17 protein-coding genes and 1 pseudogene are annotated in these 17,962 nt (G+C 63.3%); 9 read left to right on the top strand and 9 right to left on the bottom strand.

The window, feature by feature from the left end:
* Window positions 1-27 precede the first annotated feature (27 nt).
* The 8 genes from J8I87_RS41115 (at window position 28) to minE (ending at window position 7,737) form a co-directional block, all read left to right on the top strand.
* A complete protein-coding gene (locus tag J8I87_RS41115) occupies window positions 28-1,377 on the top strand; it encodes a paraquat-inducible protein A (protein ID WP_209938224.1) in 1,350 nt (449 codons plus the stop codon).
* Window positions 1,374-2,978 (top strand): intermembrane transport protein PqiB, encoded by a 1,605-nt coding sequence (locus J8I87_RS41110; RefSeq protein ID WP_209938221.1) that lies wholly within the window; start codon window positions 1,374-1,376, stop codon window positions 2,976-2,978. The genes J8I87_RS41115 and J8I87_RS41110 overlap by 4 nt, the downstream gene beginning before the upstream one ends.
* A complete protein-coding gene (locus tag J8I87_RS41105; protein WP_209938219.1) occupies window positions 2,975-3,571 on the top strand; it encodes a membrane integrity-associated transporter subunit PqiC in 597 nt (198 codons plus the stop codon). The genes J8I87_RS41110 and J8I87_RS41105 overlap by 4 nt, the downstream gene beginning before the upstream one ends.
* A 211-nt stretch (window positions 3,572-3,782) precedes the next feature.
* Window positions 3,783-4,568, top strand: coding sequence for a type I methionyl aminopeptidase (gene map / locus J8I87_RS41100; RefSeq protein WP_209938223.1), 786 nt, complete (start codon window positions 3,783-3,785; stop codon window positions 4,566-4,568).
* 352 nt (window positions 4,569-4,920) lie between these two features.
* Window positions 4,921-5,466: a GNAT family N-acetyltransferase gene (locus J8I87_RS41095; RefSeq protein WP_209938217.1), complete on the top strand. Its 546-nt coding sequence runs from the start codon at window positions 4,921-4,923 to the stop codon at window positions 5,464-5,466.
* A gap of 275 nt (window positions 5,467-5,741) precedes the next feature.
* Window positions 5,742-6,563, top strand: coding sequence for a septum site-determining protein MinC (minC, locus tag J8I87_RS41090; protein ID WP_209938215.1), 822 nt, complete (start codon window positions 5,742-5,744; stop codon window positions 6,561-6,563).
* 89 nt (window positions 6,564-6,652) lie between these two features.
* The gene (gene minD / locus J8I87_RS41085; RefSeq protein WP_209938213.1) at window positions 6,653-7,468 is read left to right on the top strand and encodes a septum site-determining protein MinD; all 816 of its coding nucleotides are present in this window, start codon (window positions 6,653-6,655) and stop codon (window positions 7,466-7,468) included.
* Between the two features lie 14 nt (window positions 7,469-7,482).
* Entirely contained in the window at window positions 7,483-7,737 is a 255-nt protein-coding gene (gene minE / locus J8I87_RS41080) for a cell division topological specificity factor MinE (RefSeq protein ID WP_012400068.1), read from the top strand.
* Window positions 7,738-8,083: 346 nt separating this feature from the next.
* Here minE and J8I87_RS41075 read toward each other — a convergent pair whose 3' ends face one another.
* Entirely contained in the window at window positions 8,084-9,469 is a 1,386-nt protein-coding gene (locus J8I87_RS41075; RefSeq protein ID WP_209938212.1) for a chloride channel protein, read from the bottom strand.
* Window positions 9,470-9,707: 238 nt separating this feature from the next.
* On the opposite strand from J8I87_RS41075, the gene waaC reads away from it, so the two are divergent.
* Window positions 9,708-10,715, top strand: coding sequence for a lipopolysaccharide heptosyltransferase I (gene waaC / locus J8I87_RS41070; protein ID WP_209938209.1), 1,008 nt, complete (start codon window positions 9,708-9,710; stop codon window positions 10,713-10,715).
* A gap of 342 nt (window positions 10,716-11,057) precedes the next feature.
* Here the strand turns inward: waaC and J8I87_RS41065 are convergent, their stop codons facing one another.
* The 8 genes and pseudogenes from J8I87_RS41065 to J8I87_RS41030 all read right to left on the bottom strand — a co-directional run.
* A complete protein-coding gene (locus J8I87_RS41065; protein ID WP_209938208.1) occupies window positions 11,058-11,258 on the bottom strand; it encodes a hypothetical protein in 201 nt (66 codons plus the stop codon).
* 262 nt (window positions 11,259-11,520) lie between these two features.
* Complete coding sequence (locus J8I87_RS41060) at window positions 11,521-11,700, bottom strand: hypothetical protein (RefSeq protein WP_209938207.1); 180 nt, start codon at window positions 11,698-11,700, stop codon at window positions 11,521-11,523.
* Window positions 11,701-11,947: 247 nt separating this feature from the next.
* Complete coding sequence (locus J8I87_RS41055; RefSeq protein WP_209938206.1) at window positions 11,948-13,255, bottom strand: MFS transporter; 1,308 nt, start codon at window positions 13,253-13,255, stop codon at window positions 11,948-11,950.
* Between the two features lie 514 nt (window positions 13,256-13,769).
* Window positions 13,770-14,312, bottom strand: coding sequence for an energy transducer TonB (locus J8I87_RS41050; RefSeq protein WP_209938205.1), 543 nt, complete (start codon window positions 14,310-14,312; stop codon window positions 13,770-13,772).
* A 377-nt stretch (window positions 14,313-14,689) separates the two neighbouring features.
* The gene (locus J8I87_RS41045; protein ID WP_209938203.1) at window positions 14,690-14,920 is read right to left on the bottom strand and encodes a PAAR domain-containing protein; all 231 of its coding nucleotides are present in this window, start codon (window positions 14,918-14,920) and stop codon (window positions 14,690-14,692) included.
* Window positions 14,917-15,252 carry a hypothetical protein gene (locus J8I87_RS41040; protein WP_209938202.1) on the bottom strand — a complete coding sequence of 112 codons (336 nt, stop codon included), beginning with the start codon at window positions 15,250-15,252 and terminating at the stop codon, window positions 14,917-14,919. Before J8I87_RS41040 ends, J8I87_RS41045 begins: the two co-directional genes overlap by 4 nt.
* 300 nt (window positions 15,253-15,552) lie before the next feature.
* Entirely contained in the window at window positions 15,553-17,190 is a 1,638-nt protein-coding gene (locus tag J8I87_RS41035; protein WP_209938201.1) for a hypothetical protein, read from the bottom strand.
* A gap of 1 nt (window position 17,191) precedes the next feature.
* Window positions 17,192-17,962, bottom strand: a pseudogene (locus J8I87_RS41030) (IS3 family transposase); the annotation flags it as partial.

Below are 17,962 nucleotides of genomic sequence, written 5' to 3'. Positions count from 1 at the left end.
CGGGGATGCGCCGCCGCAGGACGTCAAATGAGCGAGACGGCTTCGAACTATCTGGGGCGTGTGGCGAGGGCCGTGCCCGTGATCGCCTGCCCCGAATGCGATCTGCTGCAGCGCGAGAGCGACGTGCCGTCCGAAGGCGTGCTGCGCTGCTGCCGCTGCCGCGCGACGCTCTACCGGCGTCACGCGGACAGCCTCGACCGCACGCTCGCCTATGCACTCGCCGCATGCTCGCTGTGGGTCATCTCGAACACATTCCCGATCGTCGGTCTTTCCGTGAACGGCGATCTCGTCGAAACGACGATGTTCGGCGCGGTGCGCGTGCTGTATCGGGACGGCATGTGGCCGCTGTCGGGGCTGATCTTCATCACGACGATACTGATGCCCGCGTGCCAGGCGCTCGGCCTCGTCTGGCTGCTGTTGCCGCTGCGTCTCGGACGCACGCCGTATCGCGCGGACGCGGTGTTCCGCTCGCTGCGCGTCGCGCAGGAGTGGGGCATGACGGAGGTGCTGATCCTCGGCCTGCTCGTCGCGCTCGTGAAGCTCGCGCATATCGCGTCGGTGGTGACGGGGCCCGCGCTGTGGTCGTTTGGCGCGCTGATGCTGATGCTCGCGGCAGCGGCATCCGCGTTCGATACGCGCGATCTGTGGATGCGTCTCGAAGGCGTGCCCGATGCCGGTCCGGCATTCGACAGCGACACGCCGTTTGCGGCGGCGACAGCGGCGGCGTGCGGCCTGTGCGTGTGCCACGACTGCGGGCTGCTGACGCGCGCCGCGCCCGAGCAGGCGCAGGAGGCGCGCGACTACGCGAACGTGCACGCCGCCATGCATGCGCCCACGCATTCCGCGCATTGCCCGCGCTGCGGCGCGCATCTGCACCTGCGCAAGCCCAACAGTCTTGCGCGCACGTGGGCTTATCTGATTGCCGCGATCATCCTCTACATCCCCGCGAACGTGCTGCCCGTGATGGATACGAGCTCGCTGTTCGGCGCGCAGAAGGACACGATCATGAGCGGAGTCGTGTATCTGTGGACGTCGGGCTCGTGGCCGCTCGCGGTGCTGGTGTTCATCGCGAGCATCGCGGTGCCGATGCTGAAGATTCTCGCGATCGGCTTTCTGGCGACGATGGCGAATTTCCGCTCCACCTGGCAGCCCGATCAGCGCGCGCGCATCTACCGGATCGTCGAGCTGGTCGGGCGCTGGTCGATGCTCGACATCTACGTGATCGCCGTGCTTACGTCGCTCGTGCAGTTCAACGCGCTGGCCACCGTGCGCGCCGGGCCCGCGGCGATTGCGTTCGGCGCCGTCGTCGTGCTGACGATGCTCGCCGCCATGTCGTTCGATCCGCGGCTCATCTGGGATACGAGGCAACCGGAATGAACAGGCCCCCCGAGCTGCCCGATGCCGTCGCCGTGCCGCGCAAGCGCTGGCGCATCCAGTGGATCTGGATCGTTCCCGTCGTCGCGGTGCTGATCGGCGTCTGGCTCGCCGTGCAGGCCGTGCTGTCGCAAGGCCCGACCATCACGATCAGCTTCAAGACGGGCGAAGGCCTCGAAGCGGGCAAAACGAAGATCAAGTTCAAGGACGTCGATATCGGCGTCGTGAAGAAAGTGGCGCTGTCGAAAGACTATAAGCGCGTGATCGCCACGGCCGAGCTCACTCGCGACGCCACCGACATGCTCGTCGACGACACCCGTTTCTGGGTCGAGCGGCCGCGCGTAACGGGCGGCAACGTGTCGGGCATTAGCACGTTGCTGTCAGGCGCGTTCATCGGCATGGACATCGGCCATGCGAAGCGGGAGCGGCGTGACTACACGGGGCTCGAAGTGCCGCCCGTGTTCGCGAGCGACGTGCCCGGCCGCGAGTTCGTGCTGAAGGCCTCGAACCTGGCTTCGCTCGATGTCGGCTCGCCTGTTTATTTCCGGCGTCTGCAGGTGGGCCAGGTCACGTCGTACGAGCTCGACAAGGACGGCGGCGGCATCACGCTGCGCGTGTTCATCAACGCGCCGTACGATCGCTATGTGAACAGCGATTCGCGCTTCTGGGAAGCGGGCGGCATCGACATCGCGCTCGGCACGGAAGGCGTGAAGATCAACACGCAGTCGCTCGTGTCGATCCTGATCGGCGGGCTCGCGTTCGAAACGCCCGCGTCGTCGCTCACGGAGCCCGAAGCGCAGGCCCGCACGTCGTTCACGCTGCACGCGACGCGCGCCGATGCGATGAAGGTGCAGGACCGTATCGTCGATACCTACGTGCTGAACTTCAAGGAATCGGTGCGCGGCCTGACGGTGGGCGCGCCCGTCGATTTTCGCGGCATCGTGGTCGGCGAAGTGTCGGCGATCTATACGCGCTTTGATCCCGTCACGAAGCAGGTCAGCATTCCCGTCGAGATCAGGTTCTATCCCGAGCGCTTCACGTCGCGCTACGCGGGGGGCAAGCCCGCGCAAGGACGGGCCGTGAAAGATACGAAGGGCGTCGCGGATTTCCTCGTGTCACGAGGTTTCCGCGGCCAGTTGAAAACGGGCAGCTTGCTGACGGGTCAGTTGTATATATCCTTCGACTTCTTCCCGAATGCGCCGAAGGCGACCATCGACTGGAACCGCACGCCCGCCGAGTTGCCGACGGAGCCGAGCGGCTTGCAATCGCTGCAGGAGTCGCTGAACCGGATCATCGCGCGAATCGACAAGCTGCCGCTCGAGCAGATCGGCCAGAACGCGCAGCAGACGCTCGCGGACGCCGGCACGCTGATGCGAAGCCTCAATACGCAGGTCGTGCCGCAGGCGAAAAGCGCGCTGTCGTCGGCGCAGACGGCGCTCAATTCGGCGAATAGCGCGCTCGCGCCGGACTCGACGCTGCAGCAGGACACGAGCGACGCGATCCGCGAGCTCGCGCGCACGGCGGCGTCGTTCCGCGCGCTCTCCGACTATCTGCAACGCCATCCGGAGGCGCTGCTGCGCGGCAAACAGGAGGACACAAAGTGAAGCAAACGATGCTTGCTCGCGGCGCGTGCCTGTGCGTCGTCGCCGTGACGTTGCTGGCCGCGTGCAGCTCGCCGCGCTCGAGCTTCTACACGTTGACCTCCGATGCGGCGCTCGACAGCACGGGCGCGCCGCTGCCCGTGTCGGTGGTGGTCGGGCCCGTGACCATTCCCGAACTCGTCGACCGGCCGCAATTCGTGACCCGCGTGTCGCGCAACGAGGTCAGGCTCAACGAGTTCGCGCGCTGGGGCGAGCCGCTCAGGAGCGGCGTCGCCGATGTGATCGCCGCCGACCTGTCGCGGCTGCTCGGCTCGCCGCGCGTATCGGTGTCGTCGCAGACGGTGGCGGGCACGGAGGCGTGCCGCGTGCGCGTCGATATCCTGCAGTTCGACTCGATGCCGGGCGACGCCGTCGCCATCGATGCATTGTGGACGGTGCGTGTGACGGGCCGCACCGCGCTGCTGACGGGCCGCTCGACGGTGCGCGAGCAGGTGCAGGGCACGGACGACGCGGCGCTCGTCGCCGCGCACAGCCGCGCGCTCGCATCGCTGAGCCGGGACATCGCGGCCGCGATCCGGCGCTCGCCGCCGGCGTGAGCGGGGCGTCGAACGGGCGATCCGCTGCCGGGCGCGGGCCGGCGTCGCGGAAAGACTCTGTACAATGGACAGATCGACAACCGGACGCATGGCTGCCATGCAGGGCCGCGCCCCTGCGCAAGAAACGCAGGAAGGACGCGCGGCGTCTGCACAGCCGCCCGAGCGCGCAGCCGGCGCGCCGCGCCATGCGCACCGCCAACGTTTTTCCGACATGGCCATCACCTACAAGACCCCCGAAGACGTCGCGCGCTTGCGCATTTCAGGACGGCTCGCCGCCGACGTGCTCGCGATGATCGGCGAACACGTGAAGCCCGGCGTCTCGACGCACGAGCTCGACGCGATCTGCCACGACTACATCGTCAACACGCAGAAGGCCATTGCCGCGAATGTCGGCTACATGGGCTTTCCGAAGACGGTATGCACGTCCGTCAACTCCGTCGTGTGCCACGGCATTCCCGATCGCGGCGAAGTCCTCAAGGACGGCGACATCATCAACATCGACGTGGCCGTCATCAAGGACGGCTACTTCGGCGACACGAGCCGCATGTACGCGGTCGGCGAGCCGAGCACGGTCGCGCGGCAACTGATCGACACGACCTATGAGGCGATGCTCGCCGGCATCCGCCAGGTGAAGCCGGGCGCGACGCTCGGCGACGTCGGCCATGCGATCCAGAAGATCGCGCAGCGCGACGGCTTTTCGATCGTGCGCGACTACTGCGGGCATGGTATCGGCAAGGTCTATCACGAAGATCCGCAGGTGCTGCACTACGGCCAGCCGGGACAGGGCGTGCGCCTGAAGCCGGGCATGGTCTTCACGATCGAGCCGATGATCAACGCGGGCCGCGCCGGCACGTCAGTGATGCGCGACGGCTGGACGGTCGTCACCAAGGACCGCTCGTTGTCCGCACAATGGGAGCATATGGTCGCCGTCACCGACGACGGCTACGAACTGCTCACGCCCTGGCCCGACGGCACGGGGCGGTACGAGGCGCCTTGAAGCGCGTTCGGGCGCGTTCGGGCGCGTTCGGGCGCATGCAAGCGCACGCAAGCGCACGCAGGCGCCGTCATGTTCTGTCGGGTTCCCTCGCACGCGATGATGCGCGCGGCGGGCCGGCATGGTCGCACCGGCGTCACACGACATCTCGAACGGCGCGGCCGGCAACGGCGTATGGCCGCTGTCGCGCGCGATGTATAACGTTTGCGCGAATGCTTGCGGCGCTTTGTCAGCGCCTGTCAACCCGTGCGCGCTGGCCCGCACTGCGCCGAATTAAAGATTTGACTCGCGCGCCCGTTCGGTTAAAGCTACGCCCTAGCGTTTCACCCGGATGACATAAGGGATTTCCGACCGCATGAATCCTTCACTGACCGTTCGCCGCATCGCAGCCGATCAGGGCGTAGTCTTCCGTGAGCTTCGCACCGCATCGCTGCGCGAAGCGCCGTACGCATTCGGCGAGACGCTGGAAGAGGCACTGTCGGCCGATGCGTCCACGTTCGAACAGACGGCCGCCCGGCACGCCGCTTCCGACACGTCGACGTCGTTCATCCTGTACACGGAAGGGCATCCCGCCGGCCTGATCGGCGCGTGCTTCGAAGATGCGCCGTCGCATCGCGCGTTCGTGAGCGAGCTGTGGGTGGCGCCCGCCGTGCGGCATCTGCGCGGCGGCGAGCTGCTCGTCAACACGGCGAGCGAATGGCTCGCGGCGGCGGGCGCGAGTGAGATCTACGCATGGATCGCCGACGAGAACCGCAACGCGATGCGCTTCTACGAACGCCTCGGCTTCGGGCCGACGGGCGAGCACGAGCACATTCCGCGTGCGCCGGACCAGTTCCAGACCCTGCTCGTGCGGCATGTGCCGCAAGCGCCGGCAACGGCCGACGACGCCGCCCGTCCGTAACGGCGCATCGCCATGCGCAGCGGCGGCGCTTCATTTTGCGGATTGAGGACGCTCCACTTCGCCGCTCGAGTTGTCCGATGCCGGTGGTCTCCCGGCTTCGCGACACGCCGCGCCAAACACGTCTGATTCGCTCATTCCTGCTGCTTTTCGCCCGTCCGTTGCGCGCGGACGTAGCACGCACGCGGCATTTTCCTGTCGCGTGAAGACTTATTGGCAAAAAAGCTCACCGTTCGCCTGGACGCCTGTAAAATACGCAAAATTTTTTGCCGAACGCTATGTCGCCCAGGAAATCGCCATTTTTTGAACTGCGCAGTGGCGCGGTCGACACGCTGCTGTTTGTCGTCAAGACGACCAACCTCGAGGAGATGCGTGCCGAACTGACCCGGCGCTTCGAGGCGACGCCCGAATTCTTCGCGAATGACACCGTCGCGATCGACGTGCGCCGTCTCGCGCAAAGCGAGCGCGTGCCGCTCGCGGACATTGCGAAGCTGCTGGACAGCGTGCGCATGCGTCCCATCGGCGTCGTGGCCGACAGCACGCAACAGGCGTGGGCGAACGAAGCGGGCCTGCCGCTGCTCGACGCGCGCGACCCGCGCGCCAGCAAGGGCAATGGCGACGAAGCGGGCGATGCGGCAGGCAAGACCATCGCTGCAACAGGCGCCGATACGGCAGCTGCAACAGGCGCGGCGCCCGTTGACGGCAGCGCGGCGCGCGAGCCGGAGCCGTCGGCCGCGGCCGAACCAGTGCGCATCGGCACCTCGTCGCAGACGATGGTCGTCGACAAGCCGCTGCGTTCGGGGCAGCGCATCTACGCGAAGGGCGATCTCGTCGTGCTCGGCATGGTGAGCAACGGCGCCGAAGTGATCGCGGAAGGCAACATCCATATTTACGCGCCGTTGCGCGGCCGCGCGCTCGCGGGCGTGCACGGCAATCACGACGCGCGCATTTTCTGCACATGCCTCGAACCGGAGCTGATCTCGATCGCGGGCATCTACCGCACGACCGAGAACCCGCTGCCTGCCGACGTGTACGGCAAGCCGGTGCAGATCTGGCTCGATGAAGAAAAGCTGATGATTGCACCGCTGCGGCTCACCTGAAGCGTATGCCGTGCATCCGGTGCGCGTGTCGCACGATGGAACTACCGCCGGGCTCAACAGACGAATTGACGAACACAAGGTAAAGGGTAATGGCAAAAATCATTGTGGTGACTTCGGGCAAAGGTGGCGTAGGCAAGACGACCACGAGCGCGAGTTTCGCATCGGCGCTCGGGCTGCGCGGCAATAAGACGGCCGTGATCGATTTCGACGTTGGCCTGCGCAATCTCGATCTCATCATGGGCTGCGAGCGTCGCGTGGTGTACGACCTGATCAACGTGATCCAGGGCGAAGCGAATCTGAACCAGGCGCTCATCAAGGACAAGAAGTGCGAGAACCTGTACATCCTGCCCGCATCGCAGACGCGCGATAAGGACGCGCTGACGATGGAAGGCGTCGAGAAGGTCATCAACGATCTGATCGCGATGGACTTCGAATACATCGTCTGTGATTCGCCCGCGGGCATCGAGTCGGGCGCGCTGCTGGCGATGCATTTCGCCGACGAAGCGCTGATCGTGACGAACCCCGAAGTGTCGTCGGTGCGTGACTCGGACCGCATTCTCGGCATCCTGTCGTCGAAGACGAAGCGTGCGATCGAAGGCAAGGAACCCATCAAGGAACACCTGCTGATCACGCGCTACAACCCGAAGCGTGTCAGCGAAGGCGAGATGCTGTCGCTCAACGACATCCAGGAAATCCTGCGCATCGAGCTGATCGGCGTGATTCCGGAATCGGAAGCCGTGCTGCATGCGTCGAACCAGGGCTTGCCCGCTGTGCACCTCGACGGCACCGATGTCGCCGAAGCGTACAAGGATGTCGTGTCGCGTTTCCTCGGCGAGCAGAAGTCGCTTCGCTTCACCGATTACCAGAAGCCAGGCCTGCTGCAGCGCCTCTTCGGCACCAAGTAAGGGGGGCGCATCTGATGTCGATTCTTTCGTTTCTGCTGGGCGAGAAGAAGAAGTCCGCGTCGATAGCGAAGGAACGCCTGCAGCTGATCATCGCGCATGAGCGCGTCGGCGGTAAAGCGCCTGCCGATTATCTGCCCGCGTTGCAACGTGAACTGGTTGCCGTGATCTCGAAGTACGTGAAGATCTCGGACGACGATATCCGCGTCAATCTCGAACGCCACGACGACCTCGAAGTGCTCGAGGTCAAGATCGAAATTCCGCAGGTCTGATCGATCTGCGCTTCCTGCGCCGCGTGATGCGCGCCGTCGTCAACGGATGGCGCGCATCGGGTTGCCTGCGCCCGGGCGCCTTCCGCCCGCGCTGCATCTCTTCATCTTCCCGGAAATAATCCGTTGCACTGCAGGGCACGCGTAACGCGTCCGCTGTCAGCCCTTTGCTCACCTCGCGCATTGAACCGGCAACGCCGCCACGTCGTGCCGGCCCGCCCGGTGTACTACCATCCCGTCGGCGTCGTCGTGTACTGACGATTGTGGGGAGGTCGGGCGCGTCCCGCGTGGGGCGCGCCCGATGTTTTGCGGGAACGGCGCGACGCGTGGCGGGCAAGACGGCCAGCCTTCATTCCTTCGCTTCGCCGCGTTCGTCGACGGATTCCTGCTGCGGCGAAGCAGCGGCCGGACGAGCTTGCGCCAACGGCGCGTCCTGCACCGCAGGCGCCATATACCGCATCGACAGCGCCTCGTATAACGGCGGTGCGAACAACCGCGCAACACGGCTCGACACGAGTGCCGTCGCCATCAGCGAAATCACGAGCGCGTGTCCGTTGATCATCTCCATGACGATGACAAACGATGTGATCGGCGACTGCGTGACGGCAGCAAGATACCCGACCATTGCGAGCGCAATCAGCATCGGCAATTGCATGTCGGCGAAAACCATATGCAGCACATTGCCGAACCCGGCGCCGATCGACAGCGACGGCGCGAAGATGCCGCCTGGAATGCCCGGCAGATACGACCCGACCATCGACGCCATCTTGAGCAACGGATAGAACACCGACAGATGCTCGGTGCCGTACAGGAGTCCGCGCGCTTCCGAATAGCCGCTGCCGAACGTCGTGCCGCCCGACACGATGCCGATCACCGCGATCGCGACGCCGCACAGCGCGGCGAACGCCACGGGACGCTCGCTTTGCAATTGGCGCAGCGGCGCCGGAATCCAGCGCGCGGTATTGAGCAGCAGCCAGCCGAATACGCCGCCCGCCAAGCCCGTCACGATCCCCGTGACGACGACGGCCACCGCGAGCAGATTCGGGAAGTGCGCGCCGATGTCGATCGTGCCGAAGTACGTGTAGTTACCGTTCAGCCCGAGCGCGATCACGCCCGCGATGATGATCGCCGTAATCAGCACGCCGCTCGCGCGCGCCTCGAAGCTGCGCGTGAGCTCTTCGATCGCGAACACGATGCCCGCCAGCGGCGTGTTGAACGCGGCCGACAGGCCCGCCGCTGCGCCCGCGAGCACGAGTTGCCGCTCGATCAGCGCATTCGAGCGCGGGTAGAGGCGGCGCAGATTGAACATCAGCGCGGCGCCGACCTGCACGGTCGGCCCTTCGCGTCCGATCGTGAAACCGCCCAGGATCGCGAGAAAGGACACGAGGATCTTGCCGAGCAGGATGGGGAACGTCAGCAGACGCACGCCCGTTGCCGTCGGGTTCGAGTGCAGCGTGGCGATGACCTGGGGTATGCCGCTGCCTTCCGCGCCGCGGAAAAACCGCCGCGTGAGCCAGACGGACGCCGCCGCGACGGCGGGCGTCAGCAGCAGCGTCAGCCATCGGTGCTCTTTCTGCAAATCGAGAAAGGTGTTGTAGCCGAAGTCGATCAGCCGCGCATAAAAGACCGCGACGAGGCCCACGGCGATCGCGCCCAGCCAGAAGATGCCGTACTGGCGCCACAGGCGCCGCACGCGCCGGCCGATGTTCGAGGACAACATGGGTGTCCGTGACATGTGGAGTAGGGCGGTGGAAATGGAAAATTATAGCGGCGCGCGGCTCGCTGGCGCTGCGAATCCGGCTCGAAACAGGTGGTGAGCCTGCGGGTAGCGGGTGGTGCTTCTGTCAAGGCCGGTAACGTCTGGTAACGGCAGAACGGTTCCGGCAAGCTCCGTTTTGAACACTTATTGGGCAATTCCGGTGACACTCGGCTAAAATTGAAGATTGCCACCGAGCCGCTAAAACGGGCAATCAATGAAGCGAATTCTCATCGTAAAAGTCACCTCGATGGGCGACGTGATACAGGCGCAACCGATCGTCTCGGATCTGAAGCGCGCGTTTCCCGGCGTCGAGGTCGATTGGGCCGTAGACGAGTCCTTTGCGGAGATCGCCCGCTGGAATCCCGGCATCGACCGCGTGCTGTGCGCGCCGCTGCGCCGTTTCAAAAAGGCGCGGCGCTGGGCGGACTTCAAGGCCATCGCACAGTCGATCAGCGAGTTGCGCGCGCATCGGTATGACGTGGCTGTCGATATTCACGGCGTCTACAAGAGCGCGATCATCGCGTTTCTATCGCGGTCGCGGCGGCGTCTCGGCTATCGTTCCAAAGACCTTGGCGAGCGCGGCGCGGCTTTTGCCTATACCGGGCGGTTCGTGCCGCCGCGCGACCGGAACGCCTGGAGCGGCATGCGCGAGACCGTGAGCACGGCGCTTGGCTATCCGCTCGACGGTCCCGCCGACTACAACCTGCATATCCCCGCGCCTGCGAAGCCCCTCGTCGATACGGGCGGGCGGCCGCTGGCCATGCTGTTCCATGCTGCATCGAAGGACGACAAAAAATGGCCGGCCGAGCACTGGATCGCCATCGCGCGCGAACTCGTGCGGCGTGGTTTTTACGTGGCCGTGCCGTGGGGATCGGCAGCCGAGCGTGCTGAAGGGCTCGCGATCGTCAACGAAGTGGATGGCGCGGAGTTGCTGCCGCAACTGAGCGTCACCGAAATCGCGCAGGTGATTGCGGCATCGGACTTCGTGATCGGTGTCGATACGGGGTTCGTCCATCTGGCGCATGCGCTGCAGAAGCGCACGGTGATGATTTTCATCGCGACGTCGCGCGAAACGTTTGGGAATAACGTGCCGTTCCGGTCAGTTTCGATTGGTGACGGCCGCTCGGTGCCGCCTGTCGCCGAAGCGCTTGCGGCGATCGATCATGTCCACGCGGACCCGCTTACGCAGAACGGGCAAGGGCAGTCGGTGGCGGCCGCCTGACGGGGCGTTGGGGCTATTGGGCGGAGCGGGCGGATCTACAAAAAAGAAAAGAGGCGCACGCGCAATTCGCCCAATTTCGGACGCCGTCGCGAGACGCCTCTGAAAAGCCCGCGCCTGAAGCGCGCGGACCGAGAGGAAACCTGCAGAACAAACTGGTACAACATTTGTAGAGACACAGCGGGTGCGGACAAGTTCAATTATTTTTATTATTTTTTGATCGAATTTTTCGGCGGCCTTTCGCAGGGGCTGATGGCCAAATTTGTCATGTCCCCGCACCGTTCTCCCGCCGCTTCCAACGCTTCCGCTGCTTCCAACGCTTCCGCTGCTTCCGTTACAGGGCTGTTAAAACTGTCGCTTTCTTTCGGTGTCCGGCGCGGTCTCGATCGCTTTTGGTCCGCGCTCGCCGCGCACCGCCGTTGCGGACACCGCGAAGCCGCGCCCGCGAAAGCTTTCCGGGCGGACCTCATGCGTGCTGGATTGGTTCGCCGTGTATTCGGAGTCGGGTGTTTGCGTGATCTGTCGTGCCACCAGACGCTTTCCCACCTGTAACACCGCTCCAGTGAACGCTTACAAATTGCAACGGTCGCCCCTGACAGGTTCGTGTTCAATCGAGGTCATTCGGGGTTCGCTCGAATAACGACACTGACTCGATGGGAGAACGATGTGAAACGTTTGATGTTGGCTTTGATGACGGGTGCGGTGCTGGCTGCGACGCTCAGTGGCTGTATCGTGGTGCCGGACGGCGGCTACCACCATCACGGCTACTACTACCGCTGATCGGATGACAGACGCTGCTGGCGGCGGCTCAGGCGGTCAGCAGTTCGAAGGCGACGACGGCGGCGATGGCCGCCAGATTCGCCGCAACGGCTTCGACGACAATGCCTTTCCATGTCGCCGGCTTGAAGCGAAGCGCAAGCAGCAGCGAGCCGAGCAGCGCCAGCGCGATGATCACGACGACTTCCGCGTTATCAAGATGAAAGTCCATCGACGCCTCCCTCGACCACCTGGTTTTTGTATTTCGAGTATAGGCATGTCAAAAGTGGCCGCAAGCAGCGGAATTTCCCTGTACACGTTCGCCCGGACTCAAGTTTGCATGCGGAGCTCTTAGTCTGACCTGCGCTGCTTCGGCGTCGACTCGACGTAGCAGGACACAACCCTACGAAATAAAACGGCCCCGGCGCAAGAGCTTGCGCCGGGGCCGTTTGCATTCGGTCTTGCCGTTGCCCGGCGCGTTACATCAGCCTTGCGTCGCGCGTCTCGCGCATGCACAGCACGCCGAGCAGACTCAGCACGGCAGCGGCGGATACGTAGAGGCCCACCCATGACAGGCCGCCCTTTGCCGCGAGCATCTGCGCGATATACGGCGCGACCGACGCGCCAAGAATTCCGCCCAGGTTATACGCGACCCCCGCCCCTGTATAACGCACGTTGGTCGGGAACAGCTCCGGCAGCAGCGCGCCCATCGGTGCGAACGTGACGCCCATCAGGAACAGCTCGATGATGAGGAACAGTTGAACGAGCGGTATCGACCCGCTGCCGAGCAACGGCGCCATCGTGAACCCCGACAGGATCGCGGCGACGCAGCCGGCGATCAGCACCGGCTTGCGTCCGAAGCGGTCGCTGGCCCACGCGGACAGCGGCGTCGCGAGCGCCATGAAGACGACGGCGACGCACAGCATGCCGAGGAAGCTTTGACGCGACACATGCAGCGTCGAGACGCCGTACGACAGCGAGAACACCGTCGATATATAGAACAGCGTGTAGCAGACGACCATCGCGAACGCGCCGAGCAGCACCGGCCACAGATGACTGCCGAGCAGCGTCGCGACAGGGACGCGCACGCGCTCATGACGGTCGATCGCGGCCTGGAACGCCGGCGTCTCGGCGATTTTCAGGCGCACGTACAGGCCGAGCGCGACCAGCACCGCGCTGACGATGAACGGCACGCGCCAGCCCCAGCTACGGAACTGCTCGTCGGACAACGACAGCGCGAGACCGAAGAAGAGGCCATTCGATGCGAGAAAGCCGATCGACGGTCCGAGTTGCGGGAACATGCCGAACCAGCCGCGCTTGCCGGCGGGCGCGTTCTCCGTCGCGAGCAGTGCGGCGCCGCCCCATTCACCGCCGAGGCCGATGCCCTGGCCGAAGCGCAGGATGCACAACAGGACGGGCGCGAGACTGCCGATGGAGTCGTAGCCCGGCACGAAGCCGATCAGCGTCGTCGACAGGCCCATCACCAGAAGCGACGCGACGAGCGTCGATTTACGGCCGATCCGGTCGCCGAAGTGGCCGAACAGGAACGAGCCGATCGGCCGCGCGATGAATGCGATGCCGAACGTGACGAACGCCGACAGCGATTGCGCCGTCGCCGAGCCATGCGGGAAGAACACAGGGCCGATGACGAGCGCGGCGGCCGTGGCGTACACGTAGAAGTCGTAGAACTCGATCGCCGTGCCGATGAAGCTCGCGAAGATCACGCGCGAAGCGCTGCTCCGGCGGTCCGCGCCGGGCTGGGCGCTCGAGAGGGGCGATGTGGACATGCAGGGTCTCCAAATGTCGTGGCGCAGCTGCGGGCGTGCGCGTTTGTCTATCGAGCGTGAAGCGACGCGGGTGCGCGCGCAGTCGTGCAAGCCGTGATGCCAGCGGCGGAGCAAAGCGGCGGACTCGCGACGCGAGACGTTGCATGTGCAACGGTCCGACAGAATGCAGTGTGCCAACGGCGTCGGACGGATTGGCCACGCTGCGACGAGCCGGGCCGGGCGACGCGAAGTCGGACGATGCAAACGATGCGCACGCGCGCGCGGGTGGCGGGGCAACGTGACGGTCGGGCTTGGCGAAGCGGGCGGATGGTCCCTGCGGCGCGCAGCGGTCGCCGGAGATTCCGGCAGGTGTTTAAAAAATTATAGCGACGGCGGACCACGCGCAGCAAGGCGGGCGTTTGCGGCATCGCGTATGTGCCGCGTGAAGGCGGTGTGGATGGTAGCGCGCGGCTTCACGCCCACATGCGTGTTGGCGAGAAGCCGCGCTCGACGGAACGGCTGTGCACGTGCGACTTCACTCGATCGTTTGTGCCTGCGGCGATGCGAATGTGCGCAACTGGAATTTGCCGTTGTCGTTAAAGAGCCAGTCTTCGAAGAGCTCGACCTGACCCTTCGCGTTCAGCAGCTTCGACGGCGGCAGGGGCAACGGCGCTGAGCGACGCAGCGTCGCGAGCGCGGTGCTTTCGGCTTCGTCGTCGCCGTTCGTGCGAAACACCGACGACGTGACGATCTGCCCATCGCGATCCACGACGAACGAGACGACCACCAGCGAGCGCAGCATCGCCTGAGGATTGCCGCGCAGCACATACGACGGGTTGCGCTCGACGATGCGTTGCGCGACGGCCGAGCGGTATTGATCGAGTGTCAGGCTGTTGATCGCGGCAGGCGGCGGCACGACGGCTGCGGGTCGTTGCGGCGGCGTGACGGTGAAGTTGCAGGCTGCGCAGAGAAGCGCAACGGCGAGTGCCGCTGCTCGCTTGATCGTTGGATTGATGCGGCTCTGGAGCGGGCCGTGAGGCGGGCTGTGAAGCGGGCTGTGAAGCGAGAGGGTGGACATCGCAATAACTCGCACGCGAGATGTATCTTCATCGTAGACGATGCGTGTGGCGATTCAATGATCGTTGCTACGGATGTGAGCGGTGGCGCGCATGTGAGCGACGGGTGCGCATGCTGACCGGTTTCAAGTGGGCGATGTTGCGTGGCTCCGAACGCTCGCACGAGGAAGACCGGCGAGACGCGCGGTGGCGGTGCCAAGCCATTCCAAAACCTCTTTCCTGACAATGCAGATCAGTCGGCAGATAGCGGAGTAGGCCAATCCGGATCAGGGCTTGCCCGACGTGATCGGCGGCAAGCCCTGAGCGGGATTCATTTTGCGCAGCGTTCGCGTGCCAGCCGTCGCAGGCTCGCCTTGTCCGGCTGCACAAACCATTCCAGTCAGATAAGGCTCGAAATCAACCTGCAGGCCCACGTCGCGTGGTGCCCGTGACGCGCGACGGGAATCCCCGCATCGCACATCGTTTCATCGCCCTCGACGATCAGCTGCGGACATGTCACCACGTCGCCCTTGCGGGCCACGCGTACGTCGCGACAGCGCATGGTGTCGGAGGCGGTGATGACTTTGCCGCCGTGGTCGGTCGTGCCGCCGAGACGGATGACGTCGATCACCGTTTCGCACCTTCGTCACGTACGCCCGGAGAATCTATGAATTCAATGCTTCGAAGGATGCTCAGCGCGTAAGGAAGCATGTCACCTTTGGCATCCGTGAGTCTCTTTACTTCGCCGTCTCCGCGGATCGCCTTGGCCTCATGAAACAAACAGTATGTAATATGTCGCATACGGCGAAAAGGCTCTCCATTCAGGTCGTCCTGGATTGTGTAAAAGCCGTTGCCATTTTTCGAGGAAAGAGGAAATGTCTTCGTTACCGGTCTCAACTGCGAAACTTCGTCACCGGACGCATCCTCAAAATCCGATACCCATTTCTTTGTCTGAGGATTCAAGCGCCCTGCGAAATGTTCTGCAATTTCGTTTACGTCATTGAAGCCTGCCCGACAGGTAAGGTTAAATCCAAACGATTTTTCCGACCCGGAACGTCGTATCTTCGCAGCATATCCGGCTGATTCAAAATCGTTTTCCTCCCGTGGTTGGATTATTGATCCATGAAACGTATCGTGAAATCTGAGGTTACACGACTGAAATTTGCATGGTTACTGTAGAAGCGGGTGTGTACCGACTTTCAGCTTTACAAGGCACGCAGGCAGCGGCAATATAGGCGGCGGAAGCGATCTTAACTATCATTCTCAATCTCGTCTTGGTTGACAACCTTCAGCTAGGAACGCGCCGTGTCCGTCAGGAAACCAATGCTCTCCCACCATGGCAAGTACCTGCCCGAATCCGCCACAACGGGCCACATAACCATTAAAAGGATGATTCGGATGTCCGACGGCCACTGGCAGGTTAATAACCGCAGCTGCGTCACGAAAATTCTCACTGTGATAGTAGATTTTGGTTACTGAGTTCGCATTATTTGCGGGATGATGTGGCGACGATGGACGTGTTGCAGAAACTTCTCTTCGCTCCAGTCTTACGTCGCGATCGGCGTAATTGGCCATCCCCATTTTCGCCCAATAAGAACCAGCACTGTCAACGGGAGATATCAAGTCGCGAATGATAGCTTGATTGTCCCCAACGTCATTGCGCCACTGAATAACGCTTGCGGTGGCTCCGTTCACATTGTCTGCGTTGAATTGTTGCGCTTGCTGTCGATGTGAGTTGGCCATTGCATGTGCATGCAAGAGCCTGCCGCGAGTTTCCTGAGAAATTTGATTGCCGCGCCCTTTGAAATCCCAGTAACTCAAGTAGTTTTCGGGGTGCGTAAGCTGGAGGAATCCTCGGCCATCCCAAGGGTAGTACCACATGCCAGGGTTGTTCTCGTGCAGGGAACTCAACCACATTGTCTCTTGGAGAGAATTGCCAAAGAAAACAGCGATCCGCTGTGGTGAGTTGATTCCGTATTTTCGAATGGTTTTGTTTAGCGGAACTCGATGGTTCTCAATGAGATTCTGCCGTGCCCTGGACATGACTACATCCTCGTAATAGACAGTGTTATGAGGGCCTTCACGCAAAACCTCTCGCGGGAGGAACTGTTTGAACTCGCTCGCACTGAACCATGCACAGGTCCTGAACTGCCTGATGAACGTCGTCGGCGGAAAATGCCAGCACTCGTTAGCTGGCGGCAAGTCAGCGTCGTGAATGTCTTCCCAGAACGCCAGGTCGCGCGCGTGGTCCATCAGCCTGTTGAAGTCGGGATCTGACAGCGGATTGGTGAGCGCTTCATGCGGACTCTTCAGCCAGTTGTAGCGCGCCTCCAGTCCGGCCTTGCTCCACTCAGTGGGAAACTTGCAGACCGCATGCGCCATGCGCTGGCGGACCGCCTCGATGCCCAGCGCGCCCACTGCCTCGGCGTGAGTCACCTGACCCGAACGGTTGACGTCCAGCCACTTCTTCACGGTCGGTGAATCGCACACGCTGTCGGGCGTCGGATCGTCACTGATGAAACCCCACCCAGCCCATTCAGGAAAATCGGCGTCGCTGTAGACGCGCACGCCCACCTTCGACAGGTTGATCCACCCGTCACCGTCCGGCGTGCTGGCCTTGCGCCAGTGATTGAAGCGTGCGCCGTCGCCCAATTGGTCATGGATGCAGCGCCCGAAGCGGAGCATCTCGAAGATCGCACTCGGAGACGGCACCGCCATGCCTCCCATGTTGCCGAGGCTGTTCCTGTTATAGCGGCTGTTCAGTTCCGTGGCCCGCTGATAGAGGCCATATTCCGCCTCATGTTCGGCGGACATCGCACCGAACACGGACCAGTCGCCGTTTGCATCCTGCACATAGGTTGTCAGCGTACAGTCCTGACCTGCCTGATTTCTTCGGGCCATTTCAATCTTGGAGAACGGCCTCGGTTACTTCAGTTGAACAATACCGCTGCTTGAACTCATCGGGCGTCAGGTATGCCAGACTCGAATGCGGTCGAATAGCATTGTAGTGACGCCGCCACTGCTCGATAACAACCTTTGCTTCCGTGCGAGTCCGAAACCATTCAAGGCTCAGACATTCGTCCCTGAACTTGCCGTTGAAGCTTTCGTCCGCGCCGTTCTGCCAAGGCTTGCCGGGATCGCTGAGCGCCATGTCCATGCCGTTGCGTGCAGCCCACTTCAGGATAGCCCGCGATACGAACTCAGGGCCGTTGTCAGAGCGCAGGTAGCGAGGCGCGCCGTGGAAGGCTGACCAGTTGGGACAGGACTTCGATGACGCGCCCGGAGCGAATCGATCCGGCCACGTCGATCGCAAGGCATTCACGCGTGTATTCATCTATCACGGTCAGGCACTTCAGTTGCTGGCCGTTCGCACACGCGTCGAATACGAAGTCGTACGCCCAGACGTGCCGCGCCGCCGTCGCCGGTTGCGGCCGGGGACGCCGAAGCGACACACGCCTGCGTGGGCGCTTGCGTGGCACCTGCAGGCCAGCCAGGCGCCACAGCCGCCATGCACGGTCCGCGCTCATCTTGTGACCCTGGCGCCCCAGAAAGATCTGAATTCGACGGTACCCGTAGCGCGGATACTGCGCCGACACAATGCTCATGGCCGCAAGCACGGGAGCATCTCGCACAGCGAGCTTCGATTCGTAGTGCAGGGTCGACCTTGCGACCG

This window comes from Paraburkholderia sp. LEh10 (assembly GCF_017814945.1).
Classification (GTDB): domain Bacteria; phylum Pseudomonadota; class Gammaproteobacteria; order Burkholderiales; family Burkholderiaceae; genus Paraburkholderia.
This window is presented reverse-complemented; position numbering and strand designations above follow the sequence as displayed.